20 protein-coding genes are annotated in these 21,022 nt (G+C 53.5%); 6 read left to right on the forward strand and 14 right to left on the reverse strand.

What is annotated here, in order from left to right; translation table 11 throughout:
- Position 1: 1 nt before the first annotated feature.
- Positions 2-1,531, reverse strand: coding sequence for a multiple monosaccharide ABC transporter ATP-binding protein (mmsA, locus tag KXU80_RS10900; protein WP_219838198.1), 1,530 nt, complete (start codon positions 1,529-1,531; stop codon positions 2-4).
- A 119-nt stretch (positions 1,532-1,650) separates the two neighbouring features.
- Positions 1,651-2,793: a multiple monosaccharide ABC transporter substrate-binding protein gene (gene chvE, locus KXU80_RS10905; protein WP_219838199.1), complete on the reverse strand. Its 1,143-nt coding sequence runs from the start codon at positions 2,791-2,793 to the stop codon at positions 1,651-1,653.
- 288 nt (positions 2,794-3,081) lie between these two features.
- Here chvE and KXU80_RS10910 point away from each other — a divergent pair, with 288 nt between their 5' ends.
- Positions 3,082-3,702, forward strand: coding sequence for a hypothetical protein (locus KXU80_RS10910; protein ID WP_219838200.1), 621 nt, complete (start codon positions 3,082-3,084; stop codon positions 3,700-3,702).
- Positions 3,703-3,795: 93 nt separating this feature from the next.
- Here KXU80_RS10910 and KXU80_RS10915 read toward each other — a convergent pair whose 3' ends face one another.
- Positions 3,796-3,978 (reverse strand): hypothetical protein, encoded by a 183-nt coding sequence (locus KXU80_RS10915; RefSeq protein WP_219838201.1) that lies wholly within the window; start codon positions 3,976-3,978, stop codon positions 3,796-3,798.
- Between the two features lie 319 nt (positions 3,979-4,297).
- On the opposite strand from KXU80_RS10915, the gene KXU80_RS10920 reads away from it, so the two are divergent.
- A complete protein-coding gene (locus KXU80_RS10920) occupies positions 4,298-5,611 on the forward strand; it encodes an ankyrin repeat domain-containing protein (RefSeq protein ID WP_219838202.1) in 1,314 nt (437 codons plus the stop codon).
- 7 nt (positions 5,612-5,618) lie between these two features.
- On the opposite strand, the gene KXU80_RS10925 is transcribed toward KXU80_RS10920, so the two are convergent.
- The 3 genes from KXU80_RS10925 to KXU80_RS10935 all read right to left on the reverse strand — a co-directional run bounded on the left by KXU80_RS10925 (position 5,619) and on the right by KXU80_RS10935 (position 8,264).
- The gene (locus tag KXU80_RS10925; RefSeq protein ID WP_219838203.1) at positions 5,619-6,161 is read right to left on the reverse strand and encodes a DUF1003 domain-containing protein; all 543 of its coding nucleotides are present in this window, start codon (positions 6,159-6,161) and stop codon (positions 5,619-5,621) included.
- A 183-nt stretch (positions 6,162-6,344) separates the two neighbouring features.
- Positions 6,345-7,361 (reverse strand): Gfo/Idh/MocA family protein, encoded by a 1,017-nt coding sequence (locus tag KXU80_RS10930; RefSeq protein WP_374987784.1) that lies wholly within the window; start codon positions 7,359-7,361, stop codon positions 6,345-6,347.
- An 18-nt stretch (positions 7,362-7,379) separates the two neighbouring features.
- Entirely contained in the window at positions 7,380-8,264 is an 885-nt protein-coding gene (locus KXU80_RS10935; protein WP_219838205.1) for a sugar phosphate isomerase/epimerase family protein, read from the reverse strand.
- Between the two features lie 186 nt (positions 8,265-8,450).
- On the opposite strand from KXU80_RS10935, the gene KXU80_RS10940 reads away from it, so the two are divergent.
- Both KXU80_RS10940 and KXU80_RS10945 read left to right on the forward strand, forming a co-directional pair.
- Entirely contained in the window at positions 8,451-9,320 is an 870-nt protein-coding gene (locus tag KXU80_RS10940) for a helix-turn-helix domain-containing protein (protein ID WP_219838206.1), read from the forward strand.
- Positions 9,321-9,398: 78 nt separating this feature from the next.
- Positions 9,399-10,205 (forward strand): hypothetical protein, encoded by an 807-nt coding sequence (locus KXU80_RS10945; protein ID WP_219838207.1) that lies wholly within the window; start codon positions 9,399-9,401, stop codon positions 10,203-10,205.
- Between the two features lie 182 nt (positions 10,206-10,387).
- Here KXU80_RS10945 and KXU80_RS10950 read toward each other — a convergent pair whose 3' ends face one another.
- The 4 genes from KXU80_RS10950 to KXU80_RS10965 all read right to left on the reverse strand — a co-directional run bounded on the left by KXU80_RS10950 (position 10,388) and on the right by KXU80_RS10965 (position 14,295).
- On the reverse strand, positions 10,388-11,380 hold the full coding sequence (locus tag KXU80_RS10950) for an aldose 1-epimerase (protein ID WP_219838208.1): 993 nt from the start codon (positions 11,378-11,380) through the stop codon (positions 10,388-10,390).
- A gap of 191 nt (positions 11,381-11,571) precedes the next feature.
- Entirely contained in the window at positions 11,572-12,375 is an 804-nt protein-coding gene (locus KXU80_RS10955) for an alpha/beta hydrolase (RefSeq protein ID WP_219838209.1), read from the reverse strand.
- Positions 12,351-13,283, reverse strand: coding sequence for an aldo/keto reductase (locus KXU80_RS10960; protein ID WP_219838210.1), 933 nt, complete (start codon positions 13,281-13,283; stop codon positions 12,351-12,353). The genes KXU80_RS10955 and KXU80_RS10960 overlap by 25 nt, the downstream gene beginning before the upstream one ends.
- Before the next feature lie 25 nt (positions 13,284-13,308).
- A complete protein-coding gene (locus KXU80_RS10965) occupies positions 13,309-14,295 on the reverse strand; it encodes a Gfo/Idh/MocA family protein (protein WP_219838211.1) in 987 nt (328 codons plus the stop codon).
- A gap of 192 nt (positions 14,296-14,487) precedes the next feature.
- On the opposite strand from KXU80_RS10965, the gene KXU80_RS10970 reads away from it, so the two are divergent.
- Complete coding sequence (locus KXU80_RS10970; RefSeq protein WP_219838212.1) at positions 14,488-15,075, forward strand: DedA family protein; 588 nt, start codon at positions 14,488-14,490, stop codon at positions 15,073-15,075.
- On the opposite strand, the gene KXU80_RS10975 is transcribed toward KXU80_RS10970, so the two are convergent.
- A complete protein-coding gene (locus KXU80_RS10975) occupies positions 15,072-15,896 on the reverse strand; it encodes an arylamine N-acetyltransferase family protein (protein ID WP_219838213.1) in 825 nt (274 codons plus the stop codon). The two genes, KXU80_RS10970 and KXU80_RS10975, sit on opposite strands and share 4 nt — an antisense overlap.
- 116 nt (positions 15,897-16,012) lie before the next feature.
- Here KXU80_RS10975 and KXU80_RS10980 point away from each other — a divergent pair, with 116 nt between their 5' ends.
- Positions 16,013-16,903: an AraC family transcriptional regulator gene (locus tag KXU80_RS10980; RefSeq protein WP_219838214.1), complete on the forward strand. Its 891-nt coding sequence runs from the start codon at positions 16,013-16,015 to the stop codon at positions 16,901-16,903.
- A gap of 124 nt (positions 16,904-17,027) precedes the next feature.
- On the opposite strand, the gene KXU80_RS10985 is transcribed toward KXU80_RS10980, so the two are convergent.
- From KXU80_RS10985 to KXU80_RS10995, 3 genes are all read right to left on the reverse strand, one after another.
- A complete protein-coding gene (locus tag KXU80_RS10985) occupies positions 17,028-18,794 on the reverse strand; it encodes an ABC transporter substrate-binding protein (protein WP_219838215.1) in 1,767 nt (588 codons plus the stop codon).
- A 240-nt stretch (positions 18,795-19,034) separates the two neighbouring features.
- Positions 19,035-19,940, reverse strand: coding sequence for a carbohydrate ABC transporter permease (locus tag KXU80_RS10990; protein WP_219838216.1), 906 nt, complete (start codon positions 19,938-19,940; stop codon positions 19,035-19,037).
- A gap of 14 nt (positions 19,941-19,954) precedes the next feature.
- A complete protein-coding gene (locus KXU80_RS10995; RefSeq protein WP_219838217.1) occupies positions 19,955-20,911 on the reverse strand; it encodes an ABC transporter permease in 957 nt (318 codons plus the stop codon).
- Positions 20,912-21,022 lie beyond the last annotated feature (111 nt).

Below are 21,022 nucleotides of genomic sequence, written 5' to 3' on the forward strand. Positions count from 1 at the left end.
GCTACCTCCTGCTTGTTGTCATATATTTCATCAGTGTTTCCTGATTCGCTTCTTTTCTCGAAACTTCGCCCGTGAAGCTGCCCTCGCTCATAACATAGATGCGATCGCACATGCCTAGGAGCTCTGGCAGCTCGGAGGAGATCATCAGAATGCCTTTGCCTTGCGCGGCCAATTGGTGGATGATCGTATAGATTTCATACTTGGCCCCGACGTCGATGCCGCGTGTCGGCTCGTCCAAGATAAGTAAATCCGGCCCCGTAAAGATCCATTTGCTCAGCACGACCTTCTGCTGGTTGCCACCGCTCAGATTGCCCGTCTTCTGATGAATGCTCGGCGTCTTGATATTCAGCTTCTTCCGGAAGCTCTCCGCCTCGTGATGCTCCCTGTAGTCATTCACGACGAACCACTTGGCAATGCCGTCCAGGTTCGCGAGCGTTGTATTGCGCTTGATGTCCTCCATTAGGATCAGGCCGTATTCCTTGCGGTCCTCCGTCACGTACGCGATGCCCTGATCGATCGCATCGCCGATGCTGGGCAGCTTGATTTCGCGGCCGTTCTTGAACAATTGGCCGCTGATTTTTTTGCCGTACGCCTGTCCGAACACACTCATCGCAAGCTCCGTGCGTCCGGCCCCCATCAAGCCTGCAATTCCCACGATTTCGCCTTGCCTGACGTTGAAGTTCACATTGTCGATGACTTTGCGATCCGCCTGCATGGGATGATAGACTTGCCAGTTTCTGACCTCGAACAGCACGTCGCCGATCGCCGGCACGCGTTCTGGATAGCGGTGCGTCAAGTCGCGGCCCACCATCCCTTTAATAATCCGGTCCTCTGTGATCCGGTCTTCCTTCACGTTCAGAGTCTCGATCGATTTGCCGTCCCGCAGAATCGTGATCGAGTCGGCTACCTTCATAATTTCGTTCAGCTTATGCGAAATGAGAATCGACGTAATCCCCTGCGCCTTGAACGAAAGCATTAATTGCAGCAGATTCTCGCTGTCTTCTTCATTCAGCGCCGCCGTGGGCTCATCCAGAATCAGCAGCTTCACTTTCTTCGACAGCGCCTTGGCGATCTCGACCAACTGCTGCTTGCCCACGCCCATCGTTCCGGCCTGCGTGTTTGGCGATTCAGTCAACCCTACCATGTCCAGCAGCTCCCGGGTACGCAAGATCGTCTGGTTCCAGTCGATGATGCCCCCGCTTGCCTGTTCGTTGCCGAGAAAAATATTTTCCGCCACGGAAAGCTGCGGAATAAGCGCCAGCTCCTGATGAATAATGACAATGCCCAACTGCTCGCTGTTCCGAATATTTTTAAATTCGCAGGCTTTGCCCTTGAATAAAATGTCGCCCTCATAAGAGCCGTGCGGATATACGCCGGAGAGCACCTTCATCAATGTGGATTTGCCCGCTCCGTTCTCACCCATCAACGCATGAATTTCGCCTTCTCGCACTTTGAAATTTACGTTTTCGAGCGCCTTAACGCCCGGAAAGGTTTTGGTGATTCCTCTCATTTCCAATATGATCTCCGTCAAAGCCATCACACGCCCTTACTAATATAAAATCTACAGCGGCCGGGAACCTGAAATGATTTAGCAACGGCGCCGCCGCGCCGTCGCTAAATCAGGGTTTGCCAAGTCGGCTTACCGCTGGCTTATTTCAATTCGTCTTCTGTGTAATAGCCGGAATCGACGAGTACTTGCTTGTAGTTCTCCTTGTCGACCGACACTGGCTCGAGCAGGAACGAAGGTACGATTTTCACGCCGTTATTGTACGTTTTCGTATCGTTGACTTTCGCTTCCTTGCCTTCAATGATCGCCTCCGCCATGCCGACCGCGACTTTCGCCAGCTCGCGCGTATCCTTGAAGATCGTCGAGGTTTGCTCGCCGGCAATAATGGATTTAACCGATGCCACCTCGGCATCCTGGCCGCTGATGACTGGCATTGGCTTGTCGGCAGATCCGTAGCCTACGCCTTTCAAGGAAGAGATGATGCCGATGCTGATACCGTCGTACGGAGACAGTACCGCGTGGACCGTGTCGCTCGCGTAGTTCGCGCTCAGCAGATTATCCATGCGGGCTTGCGCCGTCGCGCCATCCCAGCGAAGCGTGGCTACTTGTTCCATCTTGGTCTGGCCGCTCTTCACGACCAGCTTGCCGTTGTCGATGTACGGCTGAAGCACGGACATAGCGCCGTCGAAGAAGAAGTAAGCATTGTTATCGTCGGGAGAGCCGGCGAACAGCTCGATATTGAATGGTCCTTTGCCGTCCTTCAGGCCCAGCTTCTTCTCCAGGTATGACGCCTGCAGCACGCCGACCTTGAAGTTATCAAACGTGGCGTAGTAGGTGACATGCTCTGTGTTCTTGATCAGACGGTCGTATGCGATGACTTGAATCTTCTGGTCGGCTGCCTTCTGAAGCACGTCCGTCAGTGACTCGCCGTCGATGGCTGCGATGACCAGAACCTTCGCGCCTTTAGTAATCATGTTCTCGATCTGGGAGACTTGATTCTCGATCACATCCTCCGCATACTGGAGGTCGACGCTGTAACCGAGCGTCTCGAATTCCTTTTTCATGTTGGCGCCATCGCCTACCCAGCGCTCGGAGGACTTGGTCGGCATGGAGATGCCGATGCTGCCTTTGGCGCTGCTATCCGTGCTTCCGCCGCTGTCCGTGTCCGTTTTCGCGTTATTCGTCGTCGTGCTGGCCGGCTCCGTATTGTTCTTGGTGCTGCTGCCGCATGCGGCAAGGAGCAGTACCAGTACAGACAAGACGATGAGCGTAAGTGATTTCTTCATTCTTGTGAATCCCCCTCATATCGATAGATGGTATGTGTTACTAGATTTAGCATACAAAAACGATTCTCGTAAATCTTTTCAATTCGTTAACCCCTTTTTATAAAAAATCAACGTTTTTATGGAAGCGCTTCGCCTTGCGTTCGTTGATGGTTTCATCAACAAAAAAGGCCACTCCAATTGGAGTGACACAGTGTCTGTTGCATTCCGATGAGTTCGATTTGTGATTTTGCAGGATGTTCCTTCCATAACGTCGAAAGGAATTAGTAAAAAATATCAGCGGAGACAACCATGAAAATTCCTTTGGAAGAACGAATTATGAAGTGGGTCCGAATCCTATCTGTGTTATTAATCCTATTCGTTGCAATCTTATTATCATTAAAGCTAATTGAAGATTTACTTAAGTTCTCGTTAGGTAAAATAAGCGCTAATTGGGATGCCTTGGCGTTTGTGGCTACTTTAATTACAGGCGGTATCACGCTTTACGGTATTCGAATTTCAATTAGCTACCCATACAATCGTGAATTGATTAACACGTATCCAAGAAGAAGGAAGTTAGCAGATGACATCATGCACGCCACGCTGGATACATGGCGATTAACTAAACGTTTTTATGCAGAGAAGGAATATGATAAAATGCAAGCCGCAGTACTTGAGTGGCTTGGAAAGCAGGATGAATTTTTTGAAAAGGCATCACATGTAAATGACAACATATACTTTGAAACTAGACAATTAAACAACATTTATAGTGATTTTGAATACCTATTGCAATTCGAAAAAAAGGTAATTGAAGAACACAAGGAAAGATTAGAAGCCTACTTCAAGGATCTTAATTTAACTAACATCAATTTATCAAATGAAATAGATAAAATTGAAAAAGAATACCTGGAACTAAAAAGACGTTATCGATAAGATGCCGCGAACAGCTATGCAGCGCAAAGACGCTTCTCCCACCAGGGGAAGCGTCTTCATTAACAATCTCCTGCCACTGCTAATCCCAACCGCTCATCGCCCAGCTTTATTCAAAGCTCTCACATACAACCCATTATCAGTCACCACGATCTCACTCTTCTTATCTATGCCATTGCGCTCATAAATCTTATCGCCAGCTTTCAAGCTGTTACTGTCCCCATCCTGTTCGACATTCGGATGAACATCAGGCGGCGGTGTTGCATCAAAATTCACCATGTTTCTTTTCACCTGTCCGAGCTCTCGTCCAATCTCTTCCTTCGGAACGACAGAATTGCTGATGATATAGGTAGTCCCCTCCCAGATAACGAACCCATATGCCCAAGAACCTGCATCATCCCTCCCATTACGAACAAGCTCTTGGTCCGCATTCCTATACGTTATAACGATGTCATAAACTGGAAAGTTGCGAAGCTCCTACAATGTACATACTTCCAGTCAGAGAACGATAGGAAGAGGAGATCAGCGCTCGCTGCCGAAATAGTTCAAACCCGCAGATAAAGCAGCAGTGGACACCATTTATTTGGAGGTAATGACTATGAACGAGAACAAGTGGGATGATTTGCTCGCGTCACTGAACGAGCAGGAGAAAGCAGTCATTAAGGAAATCACGCAGGCGATTCGCGATGACCAAGCAGCGTCTGCAGCGCAACTGTTTCATACGCACGCTTGGCTGGCATCCTTCGTCAATGTCCCCTGCTTTGCTTTCGATAGTCCGGCAATTGTAGTGGCAGCTTCTAGAGGAAGTCGCGAGATGGTCGATGTCTTGCTTGCGAACGGGGCGGATATCAACGCGAAAAGTCAGTGGTGGGCTGGAGGTTTCGGCGTCTTGCACAATGACCAACGCGATCTTGCGCCTTACCTGATCGAACGCGGAGCGCAAGTCGATACTCACGCGGCCGCTGCATTAGACATGATGGACCTGCTGTCGGAGATGGTGGAAGCGGACCCTGCCGTCGTTAATCTGCGCGGGCCTGACGGTCAGGTTCCTCTTCATTTTGCCAAAGAACGCCGGATCATCGATTTCCTTCTTACTCATGGCGCGGATATCGATCGACGCGATATTGATCATGGCAGCACGCCGGCACAATGGGCGGTAGATGACCCGGACAAGTGCAGGTACCTCATAGAGCGCGGCGCCGAGACGGATATCTTTATCGCCTGCATCCTGAACGACGTCGAAGCCGTATCGCGTCTCTTGGCAAGCGATCCCGATGTGCTGAACGCCCAAGTGGGGCAAGGCGTATTCACGTCAGGCGATTCGGACGGCGGACATATCTATCTCTACAAAATCGGTGCTGGAACGCGTCCTTTGTTTCTCGCACAGCGCCTGCAACGCGATGAAATCTTAGCTTTAATGCTGCGCTACAGCTCGACCGAGCAGCAGTTCTTGCTGGCATGCTACCAGGCCGACACGGCTGCCGTCCACGCGATTGCTGCTGAGCATCCGAATCTTGCTGCATCGCTGCAGCCCGTCGATGCTAGTGTGATCGTGGATGCGGCGGACGATCGGCGGCTGGACGCGGTTCGTATCATGCTGGAAGTTGGATTCCCCGTCGATGCACGGCGCCGCCCGCAATCAGCGACCGCCCTGCATATGGCAGCCAGTCAAGGAAATCTAGAAATCGTTGCCTTGCTGCTCCAGCACGGCGCGTCCGTTCATGCCATCAATGAGTTTGGCGGAACGCCGCTCGGCAGCTGCATCTGGGGGTCTCAACATCTCCGGCATCCTGCCGGAGACTACGCAGCGGTAACGCGAAACCTCATCGAGGCCGGGGCGAAGCTGCCTGATCATGTAATGGGCAGCGAGGAAGTAAAGACAGTGCTAATCGCGCATGGCGTAAGAGATTGAACCTATTCTATTCGTCTTTCAAGTTATTACTCGAGTTCTCTAGCAGCAAGGATTTGATCTCCGCGAGTTCAGTTTGCACTTCTTGCCTGAACATACCAAAACCGGCCTCCAGCCGGTGCAGATGCGCCTGTATGTCGACGATTTCTTGTTCCGCCTTGTAGTTGATGGCGTAGTCGATTATGGATTCCCTTTTGTCCCTTGTGGCTTGCCGATTCTGGCTCATCATAATAATAGGGGCCTGAAAGCCTGCTAGAAAAGACAAGACAAGGTTTAGCAAAATGAAGGGCGGTTCGTCGAAATGCAAGATCTTCGTGAATGATAAGGTATTGACGACGATCCATAACAGCAGGATGCCGCAAAAAATCAGGATGAATCGCCAGCTGCCGCCGAACGAAGCGATACGATCGGCCAGCCTATTCGCGAAGGTAGTCGATTGGTTATATTCCTCGTTCAGGTGCTCGTGAATTTGTTTCTCGAACTCGTCCACGAGCGTGTTGACGCGTTTGCCGTAATCCTTGATTTCCTTTGAATAAGGCTTTTTCACTGCCATTGGTTCCTTCACTCTCCATGGGTTCGCATGCTATCCCTTAAACATTAGAATAGAAGCGCAGAAGCGTCAAGACTTGCCCGCTCTGAACGGAGCTCGAAGGAGCAGTGTTCATAACAGAAGAAGAATCCGCGTCCCGCGCGGATTCTTCTTCATTGCAGGCACATATACACGCTGCCTGTTCGTTTACAGCTTGACCTTCTGCCCCGTCCGTGCGCTCTCGATAGCGCCGAAAACCATGGCTACGCTCTTGATATTGTCCAGGCTGTCCGTCTCCGCAGGACGGCCTTCCTCCAGTGCTGTGAACATCTCGTCCAGGCAGCCCCAGTGGCCTTCCTGCCCTTCCCACTTCGACTCGCCTTCGATGCGCAGCAGCTCGCGGATGAAGCCCTCCGGCTTCTCCGGATTGACCACTTCGCCGTACGGCAGGGACGCGCCATCCCAGCGGGCGCTGCCCCTGCTTCCGTTCACGCGCCAATCCGCTTCCCACGAGGTGTTCAGCCCGTCCGCGCACCAGGAGCCCCGGTAGGTGAAGACAGAGCCGTCGCTCATTTCGTAAATGCACACTGCAGACGCATTGCCTTTGTACCACGACCCCGGCGGGTTAAACTCGTGGCAGTAGACGGATACGGGATCCGCGCCGCTGATGAACCGCGCTTGGTCGAACGTATGGATCGCCATGTCAATAATAAGCGGGCTGTCCATGGCATCGCGGAACCCGCCAAAATGCGCGCCGAGGAAGAAGTCCGCGTGGATCGCGCCAACCGTGCCGACCGCGCCGGATGCCAGCATGTCGCGGAACGAACGGATCTGCTTCAAATAGCGGCGGTTCTGCATGACGGAGTATCGCTTGCCCGTCGCCTGGCTCAGCGCGACGATTTCCTGCGCATCCGCATAGGACTCCGCCATCGGCTTCTCGCCGAATACATTGCAGCCGGCGTTCATAGCTGCCGTGACAATTTGCTTGTGACTGGCTGGGATCGTGACGTCGAATACGAGATTCGCGTCCGTTGCTACCAGTGCAGCTCCAAGATCCGTGAACGTCGGCACTTGCAGGCCGCGCTTCGCCGCCATGGCTTTAGCGCTTTCCTCATAGATGTCGACAAGGCCGACGATCTCGGCATTACCGCGCTGGACTGCGTAATCCAGCCATGTATTCGACATGCCGCCGCAGCCGGCGACGACGATTTTATGCGTCATGATCCTTCGCTCCCTTGTCTGTTATTCGACCGGGTTCGGGACGAAATTCCCGCCGCGGCAGTGTTTCAAGTAATTCAATCCGTGTACTTGTCCTGTCATCTCGAGCTCGCCGCGGTAGACCGGATCATGCCAGCCCTCGATATCAATGCTGCCCGCATAACCCGCTTGACGCAAAATCGTAATGATGTCGGTCCAGTTCGTATCGCCGAAGCCAGGCGTCCGGTGCCACACGAATTCGCGCGGTCCGTGAATGCCATATTCCTTCACGATATCCCATGCAATGGTGGCGTCTTTGCCGTGCACGTTGAAAATTTTGCCGACCCATTTGCGAAGCTGCGGAATCGGATCGATGAGGCTGACCATCTGATGGCAGGGCTCCCACTGCAGGCCGACGTTATCCATCGGCACCGCGTTGAACATCATTTCCCATGCGGTTGGGTTATGCGCGATGTTCCAGTCGCCGCTGCTCCAAGTGCCGCCCATGTCGCAGTTCTCGAACGCAAGCCGAATGCCGCGTGATTCCGCGCGTTTCGCCAGCTCGCCGAAGACCTCGCCGAAGCGCGTCATGGATTCGTCGATGCTGCCGGGCATCCGCCCCGAGAAGCCGGACACCAGCTTCGTGCCGAACGCTTCCGCCGCATCGATCAGCCGCTCCCAGCTGGCGAGCGTGTCCGCATTGTCGCCGGCACCCGTAAGCGGGTTGCCGAAGATGCCCAGATGCGAGATGACGACGTCGTGGTCCGCGATTTGCTCTCTTACCGACTTCGCCAGCTCGAACAAATTCGTCTCGCCCGTGGTTTGCCAGAACGTCAATCCGAACGACTCGAAGCCGTGCGGGATAATTTGGGGAATGATTTTGGCTGCTGAACTGCCGCCTACGAGTGTACCGATTCGAATAGCTTGCATGTGCTGCATTCTCACCCTTCAGTTCAATTTTGCACTGCCCTTATCGTACTGAAAGATTGCCGTTGAGACTAGGGACGAAATTGTGTTATATTCGTACAATCTTATGATTCTATCTTGAATAAAACGGTACCATTCGAGAATTCATTCATCTTTGACGTAAAATCGTACTTATGAGGAGGCACTCCCATGACGGTCAGTCCGCTCAAAGAAAATACGCAGATCCCCGATCGCACGTTTCCCATCAATGTATTCATGGTCGGAGGCATCCACCCCCATTGGCATGATCACATTGAATGGATTTACGTCAAGGAAGGACAGGCAAGAGTGCAAATCGACGGCTCGTACGAGCAGCTGAATAAGGGAGAGCTTGCTTTCGTCAATTCGAAACAGCTGCATGGTGCGGTCAGACTCGTCCCCGATACGGAGCTCATCTGCATCGTCTTCAATGAAGCTTTGGTGCGCGGAAGCGGCCTCGACATAACGGAACACCACTATTTCGTTCCCTATCTGAACCAGCACATGAAATGGCCGAGCCTTATGCGGCAGTCCGATCCTTTCATCGATGAGATGAATGCTTCATTCTCGCGCCTGCTTGTGGAATTCAAGAACAAAATGCCCGGCTACGAGCTGCTCGTGAAGGCCGAGCTGCTTCGGATCTTCGGCCTCTACTTCCGCTTCGCCCAGCAGTGCACATCCCAATCGCTGCCTCGCATCCAGAAGCCGTACGATTTCTCGAGTCTGCTCCAGACGCTGCGCGAGCGGTATCAGGAAACGATCAGCGTCGGGGAAGCCGCTCGCCTGGTGAACTTGAGCCCGAATCATTTTTGCAAAATCTTCAAGCAGGTAACCGGTAAAACCTTAATTGAATACATGCACATGCTCCGCGTCCAGGAAGCGGAACGGCTGCTGCGCGATACCGACTATCCCATTACCGAAATCGCCGATCTTGTCGGTTTCTCCAACATGACGTACTTCGGCCGGGTGTTCAAGAAAGTACGCAATATGGCGCCGTCCATGGTCCGCAAAGGACAATTGGAATGGAAAAGCCAGCTATGACACACCTCCCATCCATTCGCACCGCGAACAAAACATGGTAAACTGATTTTAAATGACACGGAAAGGCTGGAAACCCAGGTGGAACATCTAGCAACGATCGAACCGGCCGCCTATCACCCGTTTGCGGATGAAGCGGCGTTAATCGAACAATGCAAGCAGTGGAGCTTGTTGTCCGACAAAGCGTTGAAATCGAAATCGTTTGTGTATAAGAAGAACGGAAGCACCCTGCCATGCACAATCATCGGCCTCGTAGACGACATGACCGCGGTCATCGAGCTCGGCAACAAGCAGCGGCATTGCATTCATCCTTCGCTGCTGAAGGAGATGCAGGCAGCCAACTACGGCCAGAAGTCGGCAGCGGCGGCTGAAGCGACTGACACGGCGACTGATGCGGCCGACGTCGCTGAAGCAGCTGAACCGGCCGTACCGCAGACGGCTGAAGCTTTCGAAGCTTCCGAGCCGCAGCAAGACAACGCAGCTGATGCCGAAGCTGCGCCGAAGTTGGCCGCAGAAGCACCAGCGCCTGTAGCGAAAAAGGAGCAATCCCCTCCTCTCCCAAAAGAAGAGAAGAAGAAAAAGTCATCCAAGCTGCAGCTCCCGGAAGAGAAGGTCAAACTCACAGCAGTCGTGCAGGAATTCACGACGGTACCGAACCATTTCTCCGACGAGGAGGACGAGGTTATCATCTACGAGCAGGTGGCGATCGTCGGCGAGCCTGTTATCGACGTTGGCCTCGCTTGGTCCAGCAACAGCACGACGCTCAAGAAGTTCGAGCTTGAGGTCGGCGATGCGATTGCATTCGAAGCGAAGATCGTCGCGAAGAAATTGACCAAGCACCCCGTTCCGTACAAAATCAACAACCCAAGCAAGATTCAGAAGACGTAAGCAGAGCCAGACAGACCTTAACTCGAACTTCGCACGGGTCGGTCAATGACCAGACCAGTCACCTAGCTTGCAGCGTTCCGCCATATACGAATCGCCTTACAAACAAAAGTCCGCAGCCCGCGGCCGGCCTCCTTAAGGGAAGCTGGCCGCACGGCTGCGGACTTTTGTCATTGCCTATCGCTCTACTTCACGTAGATGCGTGCGCGCTCTTGCCAAATTTCGCCCGGCGCGAGGCTGAATAAACCGATCTCATCTGCAGGAAGCTCCGTGTTCGGCGCGTTCACGAGGCTGATCTGCGGCTCCGGACAGAAGAAGCCTTCCGTCGCGCCATTGTTCCAGATCATCCATTGCTTGTACGACGTACCCGCATCGTACACGAGCGTCAAGCCCGCTTGCGTATCGGTCAGCTCCATCCGGTTGCGGCCGTTCTGCGGCACCGCCGTGTAATGATTGTCAAGCGAAGTGAAGAACGGATACACGCCTTCGCCCTTCATCAGCTGCTCGTCCGGCGTCAGCGGCTGGTACCCGCCCGTAGGCAGCATGCGCTCGCTCAGCTCCCAGCGATCACCGATCGTCAGCTTGAGGCGGTAATCCTTCGCGGAATTGCCCGGTACGAACGGCGCGTTAACCGACGTATGGAACGCATACAAGCACGGCATCGTTTCTTTGCCGTCATTAATGACCGTAAATTGCTGCTCCAAGCCGTTCTCGCTGATCGCATAACGCAGGCGAAGCGTGAAGTCGAACGGCAGATAGCGGTATACGGCGCTCTGCTCGTCCACTTTAAGCGCGACGGTCACATAGCTTTCGTTAGCCGTGCTGCCGAATTCCTCCACCGTCCACGTCTCGCTGTGCACGAAACCGTGCAGGTGATTACCGGTCGTCGGCTCGTTGACCGGGAACTCCAGCGTGCGTCCGTTCCACGGGAATTTGCCATTATCAAAGCGGTTCGGCGGGAACAGCACCGGAATCCCATGAATGAATGGTCTTGCTTTGAACGATTCCATCTCCTCTTGGGTCGGCTCATGCAGAAGCTGATAACCCTTCTCCACGTCGCGGAATGCGATCAGATTGCCGCCAACCTCCGGTAGCATAACAGCTTCGTAACGGCCAAATTTCAGCCATACCGCCGGTTCGCCTTGATACGTGCCTTGATACGCTTGATTGCTGCTCATTATAATTTCAACTCTCCCTCAACTAGAATAAGGACTTCATGCTCGTTATTTCCGTCAGACTCCTACATAAGATTACCACATCGTATTCGCAAGAAACATCTCTGCCGCGCAAAAAAACCTCCCGAACCGAAAGCGCTGCCAAGTTCCTGACAGCAGCTTCCGTCCCAGAGAGGTATTGCTAGCTTCGAAGATTAGAACCCATACCGCCGCAGCCACAGGCCGCAAACCGTCGACCAGGACGCCACGTGAGGGTCGCTCTCGGCCAGCCCCATGCCATGATGGCCCTTCTCGTAGATGTGCAGATCGAACGGCACGCCAGAGCGGCGAAGCGCCGAAGCGAAGAGCATCGCGTTCTCGACAGGCACAGCGCCGTCATCCGATGTATGCCAGATAAAGGTCGGCGGCGTATCCGACGTCACCTGCAGCTCGCTGCTCATCAGCTCGATCATTGCCGGCTCCGGATGCTTGCCGAGCAAATTTTCGCGCGAGCCTTCATGCGTGTACGCGGATTGCATCGTAATGACCGGATAACAGAGCACGAGCAGGTCCGGGCGACTCGACATGCGCTCGATCGGGTCGTCCGCATCGGGACGCCCGGCATCGTAATGCGTGCCCGCCGTTGACACGAGGTGACCACCGGCCGAGAAACCGAGTATGCCGATTTTGCCTGCGTCGATGTCCCATTCGCCTGCATGCAGCCGCACGTAGCGAATCGCCCGCTGCGCATCCAGCAGCGCGTTCGGGTAGCCGTAAGGCGCAACGCGGTAACGAAGCACGAATGCTGAGATGCCGAGGCTGTTCAGCCATAGCGCAATGGGATCGCCTTCGTGATCCGCGCGCATGCCGTAGCCGCCGCCCGGGCAAACGATGACCGCTCCCTTGCTTCCTTCAACCAAATACGGGGTAAGCGCCGGACGGTCTTCATCTGTCATCCCCGCCGCATTCGGCGCGCCTTCTGGCCATAGTTTAATTAAGGTGTTCTGAGGTCCAGCCATTTGATTTCCTCCGGTGTGAGCGAAATAGTAGTAGCTTCCAGACACGACTTCATCTCCGCTTCGTTGCGCGGACCGATAATCGCTGCCGTAGGGAAGGATTGATTGAGCACGTATGCGAGCGCGATTTGGATCGTGGAGGCGCCTTTCTCTTGGCCGAGCTGCTCGGCGCGGCGGTACCGCTCCCAATTGTCGTCATTGTAGAATACACGGACCAGATCGGCATCCGAGCGGTCCTCCTGCGTAAATCTTCCCGTGAAGAAGCCGCGCGCCTGAGAGGACCAAGAGAATAGCGGCAGGCCGCTAGCTTCATGCCACGCCAGCCCCTCGCCATCGATGCTGATGCAATCTGCCCAGTATGGCTCCTGCGCTTTCGCGAGGCTCAGGTTCGGACTGCTGAACTCGAAGCCGCGCAGCCCGTTTGCAGCCGCGTACGCATTCGCTTCCTGCAATCGTGCGGTCGTCCAGTTGGAGCCGCCGAATGCGCGGATGCGTCCGGCATCGATATGCTCGTTCAAGATATCGACGATTTCGCCGACCGGCACGTTCGTGTCGTCGCGGTGCAGCGCATAAACATCGATGTAATCCGTGCGAAGACGCTCAAGACTGACCATCAGCTCGTCGTAGATCGCCTGCTTATTCACCTGCGGCACGCCGTTAGACGGGTGACCGCCTTTGGTCCATACATTGATAGACTCGCGGTTCTTGCGTTCCTCCATCCACATGCCGATGGCCTGCTCGCTCTTGCCGCCGTAATAGATGTAAGCCGTGTCGATCGTATTGCCGCCAATAGCGGTAAACGCATCCAAATTCGTGCATACCAGTTCATATACTTCAGGCGCAAAATAGTCAGACCCCATGATGAGCTGGGAAACGCCTTGCTTTAGTCCGGGAAGTTGAATATGTTTCATCGTGCTGGTACACCATCCTTTATTCTTAAAGTGTAATGCGTTGACGGGAATACGCGGATTCCAAGCATGCATCGATGACCTTCATATTCGCTACGGCATCGGCTGGCGTAAACCGTTCGGCCTGCTCGCCCCATACGCTGCGGGCAAACGCATCCGCTTGCAGTGCGTATTGATTCAGCTCCGGCTGTTTTACTTCGCGCTTGCCATCTTTCGTGAAGACGTAATACGCGGCATCGCCGACAAAAGCATTAGGCACCTCGATACGTCCGTTCGTACCGAGAATTTCAAGCGTATTGCGGAAATCCGCCCACATGCCGCAATCGAAGGAAAGCGCTACGCTGCCCGGGAATTCAAGAATACCGGTCGCCATCATATCAACGTTGTCGTGCTCCGGCGAGATCAGCGCATGCACGGTCGCCGCTTCCGGCTCGGCGCCAAGAATTAATCTTGCGGCGCTGATGGGATAGCAGCCGACGTCATAGAGGGAACCGCCGCCCCATTCTCTGCGGTAACGCACATTCGCTGCATCGCTGGCGTTATTGAATGTAAACGTGCCGTGAAGCGCGCGCAGCTCGCCGATTTCGCCCGAGTCGATGATCGCTTTGATCTCTGCGTAACGAGGATGATGGCGGTACATGAACGCTTCAGCCAGATGCTTGCCTGTCCGAGCCGCAGTATCGGCCATCCGCTGCGCTTCCTGCGCATTCATTGCGACTGGCTTCTCGCACAGTACATGCTTGCCTGCTTCCATAGCGCGGATCGACCATTCCATATGCAGATGATTCGGCAGCGGAATATAGATCGCATCGATATCTGGATCAGCTAGAATTTCTTCGTAGCTGCCGTAGGCTTTAGCAATGCCAAGTTTAGCCGCAGTCTCCTCGGCCTTGGCGATTCCGCGGCTTGCAATCGCTGTCAATTCTCCGGTATCAGAAGCCTGAATGCCTGGAATAACGGAACGAATCGCGATGCCGGCACAGCCGATTACGCCCCAACGCAGTTTTTGGGTCACTTTGGTTGCCACCTTTTTCTATAAATTGATTTCGTCCCTAGTATAGTCCATTCCGATGTGGGAAGAAATATAAAAACTCATCATTTTCATATAACAATTCTGCCGCTTCCGGCTTGTCTTCCACCTTTACATACGATATATTCAGTTCACTACCTCAGAAAGTAGGCCGCTGATTTGGAACACCTCTTAGAAATGCTTATTAGCCGATACGGTTACGTTGGATTGACGCTAGCACTCGCGCTAGGCATCGTCGGCGTTCCCGTTCCCGATGAAGCACTCCTTACCTATTCAGGCTATCTCGTGGGCAACGGCACGCTGCTTGTCCCGTTCGTTATCCTGTGCGCCTTCCTCGGCGCAGCAGTCGGCATCAGCGCCAGCTATGTCATCGGCTTCCGCTTGGGACTTCCTTTCCTCTTGAAATACGGACCGCGCATCCGACTCTCCGCTGCCAAAATCGAACGCGCGCAGTCCTGGATGAACCGTTACGGAAACGTCCTGTTATTTGCCGGCTTCTTCGTCCCCGGACTGCGGCATTTGACAGCCTATATGGCAGGGATTTCGCGTCTGAAGAAGCGGACGTTCATGCTCTATGCCTATTCCGGGGCGCTCGTGTGGAGCACGCTCTTCATCTATATCGGCTATCTGCTCGGCGATCAATGGCAGACGGTCAAAACCTACATCCATCACAACGGGCTTACGCTGGTTCTGATCATCTGCTCGTGTGCATTCGTAATTCTCTGCTTCCGTCTGTTCATCGCGATGCGCAAAGTGAAGGCTTAAACTCGGCCCTCGCCTTGCGCTTCTTCTTCGTTAGCGGCTGCCGCCGGAATGACGATGCCAAAATATTTCTCCGCCGCGGCATCGAATTCCGCCTGCGTGGCCGGCGTCAGCACCGTCGCTTCGCCGTTCTTGAAGATCCGAATCTCCCTGCCGGCCGCGGTATGGCGTCCTTCCGGCGTGCACAGCGACAGCTTCGCTTCCTCGCGGAACGGCGACTCCGGCGCGTACTGGCACCAATAGCTGGCGAACGCATAATCCCTCGCAAACTGCTGCTCCTCCGTAAACGAATACACCTGCTTCCACTCGCCCTTCTTCAGCTCGCACAGAAACCAACCGAACTGCGCATCCCGCCGGAAGCAGTAGGTCTCGTCCCCTCGCTTCTGCTCGATATCCGCCTCCAGCACAAGCGACCGCCGCGGCACGACGCCGCCGACGCCGACGTCGCATAGATAAGCGGCGTCCTCCGCTTCAACCTTCAGCACATGATGCCGCCTCATCGGCGGAAAAACAACCTCATCCCTCCAGAACCGCGCAACCAGATCCGTTACTTCGTAACCTAACTCTCTCAGCAGCCAGCCGAACAGCGCATTAAGCTCGAAGCAGTAGCCGCCGCGGCGGCGCAGGACGATTTTGTCCCATAAGGCATCTACATTCAGTGACAACGGCACGCCGTTCAATATATCCAGGTTCTCATAAGGCACTGCAAGCAAATGAGCCTCCTGCAAACCAGCGAGCGCCTCAGCGCTTCCGTCGAGCGGTCCCGTGTATCCGATTCGTTCCAAATAGGCTTTGATCTGCGGTTTCAAGTGTTGATCGGTCATATTCAAGCTCCTCTCGATTCTCCATGTATAATTCCTGCGCCGAGCATGGACAGTCGCCCTGAGCCATGTCATAATCATCCTGATTGCTCTGTGAGCAGGGGAAGGATGCTGGACCTATGACAGTTTTCAAAGGCGATATGTTCTTTAAGCAGGAAGACTTTCCTTTCTTCATCGACCGCTACACCATTAAGCGGGGCGAATACATTCCTTCGCATACCCATGATTTTATCGAGCTTGTGTTTGTCGTGGAAGGCAGCGCCGAACATGATATGTCCGGTCATACCTACCAGCTTGCCGCCGGCGACGTATTCGTGCTCGAGCCCAACGTATACCACAGCTATAGATGCGCCCCCGAGAAGGATACCGTCGTCTACAACGTCCTGTTCGAGGCCGCCTTCCTGCAGCGTGAAATGGATGTGCTCCAGCAGCTGCCGTCCTTCGTCAACTTCTTCTACCTCCTGCCTTTCCTGCGCAAAAGCCACTCTTTCGTTCCCTATCATCCGCTGCTGCCCGTGCAGAAGCTTCAGATCCAATCGCATTTGGCGGCGATTTATGAGGAGTTCACAGAGCGCCGCGACGGGTATCAGCTCCTGATCAAAACCCGCCTGATCGAGTGCCTCGTCTGGCTCAGCCGCTACCATCAAGAGAACCGCGAAGCCGTCAAGCAGCCCAGTGTCAGCGAGCGCGCCTGGATGGATTCCATCATTCATTTCGTCGAGCGGCATTATCACCAGCCGCTCACCTTGCAGCAGTTGAGCCAGCTAAGCGGCATGAGCGTCTCGTCGTTTACGGCCAAGTTTAAGGAAGCAGCCGGCATGAGCCTGCTTGATTATAAGCATACCGTGCAAATTCGGCATGCGTCTACCCTGCTTCTCTCCACGGACAAAAAGGTGCTTGATATCGCGCTCGAAACCGGCTTCGGCGACGTGAGTTTCTTCAACCGCGTGTTCCGCAAGCATACCGGCTTGACCCCGAGGGAGTACCGCTCCAGGCCGGCATCCCAATAAACAAGTCCACCCCATGCATCGCATTTGCTTTCCAAGCCATCAACTTGGCAGATTTGCTTCATTGGGCAGCGAACTAATCCTTAAGGGAGAAAAAAGCCCGGACCTGAGGTCCGGGCTTACTTCTTTATTTACTCGCACTCCACAGCTCTACGCGGTCTTTCACGTATTTCTCGTAGCCGTCTTCCATTTTCTCAACGCCGGCTTTGTCGAGATCTTTCATGTATGCATCCCATACCTTATCGAAATCAGCAGGCTTCGCCAAGATCGCTTCCGGAATGCGTTTCCATGTAATATCTCTCATCTTCGTGCCCAGAATCGATACTTCGTCTTCACCCGGGATGGAGATGTTCCATGCTGCGCCGTAAGATTTAACCTTGAACTCGTCTTCTTTCGGGAACAGGTCCTTCCACGTTGTTGCTTTGTACGCTGCCAACGTTTCTTTCTCGACGTCGCTGTAGCCGGTTACCAGCTGCTCAGGGAAGTTCTTCGTGTAGTAGTTGCCGGATGGATCTTTCGCGCCGTCACCGTAATGCGCCATCATGTTCCAATAGAAGCCAATGCCGGATTCCTTCGTGAATGCCGTATTGTCGTTGTTGATACGGTCTTGTACTTCTTTCGGTACGACGCGTTTGCCGTTCTCCATCGTATAGTGCTTGCCTTCGATACCCCAGTTATTCAGGATTTGACCTTCGTCGGAAGCGAGGAAGTCCAGGAATTTAATCGCGCGAACCGGATCTTTACATGTGCTGGAAATCGAGATCCCGTAGCCGCCCATGAAGCCTGTCGGCCAGAACGACGTGTCTTTGTAGTCCTTTGTGAGTGTCACCGGATAGTGACCGTACGTCTCGTCGAACTTGCCTGCTGTTTTCAGCGCTTGCTGTGCATCGTTGTAATCCCAGTCTTGATCGATCAGACCAAGGACACGGCCGGTTGCGACTTTGGATTTGTATTGGTCGTACTTCTGAACGAAGCTTTCCTTGTCTAGCAGGCCGATATCGTTCATGTGATTCAGCCATTTGAAATATTCTTTCTCTTCCGGACGGCGGAAGTGATAGGTCACTTCGTTCGTCTCTTGATTGACGAAGTACTCGCCGTCATCGGAGCCGCCTGTCGTCAAGAAAGCCGGGTTCGTCACGGAGATATACATATGCCAGTCATCAGCGTTCAAGGAAAGTCCGATGTTTTTGTTGCCGTTATCGTCCGTCGGATGCTTCTCCAGGTACGACTTGATGACCTTCTCGTAATCTTGCACCGTGCGGATTTCCGGATAGCCGGCTTCCTTCACGACACGGTGCTGAAGCTCGAAGCCGCCGCCTGCAACAAAACGCTGCTCATCGGCAGCCGCCCATGTCGGGATGGCATAAATCGCTTGGTCGTCGTTCGTATATTTAGCGCGAACCATATAGTCGCCGAGCACTTTCTTGATATGCGGCGCATACTTGTCGATGAGGTCCGTGAGGTCGATAACAGCGCCGGCATCCACCAATTTACCGATGTCGCCCTTCGCCGAAATGATGTCCGGGTATTCGCCGCTTGTCGCGATCAAAGCCACTTTCTGCGCAGGATCGCCCACGGCGAACTCGGCATCCAGCGTTACGCCGGTTTTCTTCGTAATTTCCTTGGACACATCGTCCTGCATCTTATTCCAGTTCGGGTTCGGGTCTTCGCCGAAGAAAGAGAATGTAATCGGTGACAAATCATCTGCTGCCGGTTCCGCAGTATTGCCGCCGTTATTCGTGCCTTCCGTTGTTGCAGCATTACCGCCGTTGCCGGCATTATTCGCATTAGCAGCATTATTCGCTCCGTCATTACCGCCGCAAGCTGCGAGCATACCCGAGAGCAAAACCAATGAAAGTACAATCGATGCTTTCTTCGAGAAACGTTGTTGCATACCGCAAACCCTCCCATTTCGATCTGTAATTTATATTGTATAAACAGGAAACCTGTAGATACCGTTGATTGTTCTTTACAAACATAGCAAGTGAATAAGCAATCGGAGCGTCGATGTGGAGTCGGAACAACGTTAGTGGTCGCCTTTGTATTCGAATTTCAACCTCTACATGTCTTACATAATCAGAAATTCGAAATACAACAGCGAGTGAAGACCCACATCGACCGCAGATGCAAGCACTTAGCTCTTCACAGCACCCAGCGTCATACCCTTCACGAAGTACCGCTGCAGGAACGGATAGACAACCAGGATCGGCACGGTCACGATGATCGTAATGGCCATCTTCACCGATTCCGGCGAGATCGATGCCATCACTTGGACCATGTTGCGGCCGCGGAAGTTATCGGCGTTCGTCGTCGTGCTCTGAATGACCTTCATGAGCTCGTACTGCAAGGTCGTCAGATGATCCTGGGATCCGTTGTACAGATACGTATCAAACCAGGAATTCCACTGCCCGACCGCCAGGAAGAGCGCGATGGTCGCAAGCGCCGGCTTCGTCAGCGGCAGAATGACCCGCCAGTAAATCGTAAAGTCGTTGGCGCCGTCCAGCTTGGCGGATTCCTGAAGCGCATACGGAATGCCGTCGATGAAGGAACGGATAACGAAAACGTTGAAGGCGCTGACTAGACCCGGCAGCACGTAGACGGCGAAGGTCCCCATCATGTGCAAATCCTTGATCAGGATGTAGGAGGGAATCAATCCCCCTGAAACATACATGGTGAGCGCCAGGAACGTAGAGACGAATTTCCTGCCCTGAAAATCAACCCTGCTGAGCGTAAAGGCCAGCATGGATGCGCTGATCAAGCCAAGAATCGTGCCGGTGATCGTACGCAGAATCGATATTTTCAAGCCGGTAATAAGGCCGGAGAATGCGAAGATCGTTTCGTAATTTTTGAGCGTGAACTGTCTAGGGAAGATCGTTATGCCCCCGCGAACGCTGTCCGTGGAATCGTTCAGCGAGATCGCCAGCACGTTCAAGAACGGGTAGAGCGTTACGATGGTTGCAATAGTAATGACGACGTAGACGACAATATCGAAGGCGCGGTCAGACCAGGGCGTGCCTTTTGCAATTAATCCGGCTTTCATCTGGCACCCTCCCTTTAAATAATGCTTTCTTTGGTGATTTTTTTGAAAATGCCGTTAGCCGTGAACAACAAGATGACACTAACGACGGAATTGAATATGTTGATCGCCGTACCGAAGGAGTAGCGTCCCATGCCAAGCCCGTAATTAAGCGCATACAAGTCTAACGTTTGCGAGTAATCGCGGACCAAATTGTTGCCGAGCAGGAACTGCTTCTCGAACCCGATACTGATGAGATGACCGATCGAGATAATGACCAAGATGATAATCGTTGAACGAATGCCCGGCAGCGTGATGTTCCACACCTGCTGCAGTCTGCTCGCTCCGTCCACCCTGGCTGCTTCATACAGCTCGGGGCCAATGCCCGCGATTGCCGCCAGATAAATAATCGTGTTCCATCCCGTTTCCTTCCACACGTCGGACGCGGTAACAATTCCCCAGAACAGATTGCCTTTGCCCGCAAACTGAATGGGCGCATCGATGAGATGAAGGCCGACCAGCAATTCATTCACGGCGCCGTTGTCCGTTGAGAGCATCTTCGTGACGATACCGGCTGCGACGACCCAAGAAACGAAATGCGGCAGGTAAGAGATCGTCTGCACGAACCGCTTCAGCAGCCCGAGCCGAACCTCGTTCAGCAGAACGGCGAACACAATCGGAATCACGAACCCGGCAATCAATCCCATTACGCTCATGGCCAGCGTATTGCGGAGCGCCTGGAAGAATTGATCGTCATGAAACAATTCCTTGAAGTACTTCATGCCGACCCAGTCCTGATGCAGGAACGACTTCGCGGGCTTGAATTTCTGAAAGGCCATCATCCAGCCCCAGAGCGGCAAATAACTGAAAACGAACACCCAGAGCACGAAAGGCAGCGACATCAAGTACAAATACTTTTGCTGGGCGAAGATGTGCCAGAAGCGTGATTTGGGTCTCGCCGACGTTTTGGACTTCATCGTTGTAACGGCTTTCATTTGGTCATACCTCCTTGCTGTATGGTCTTATGATAACGAAAATAAAGCGCTTCCAATACCACTACAATTGAGGGTAAAATCATGCAAAAATTGCACTCGTCCGCAATGAAA

The organism is Paenibacillus sp. R14(2021) (assembly GCF_019431355.1).
Taxonomy (GTDB): Bacteria; Bacillota; Bacilli; order Paenibacillales; family Paenibacillaceae; genus Paenibacillus_Z.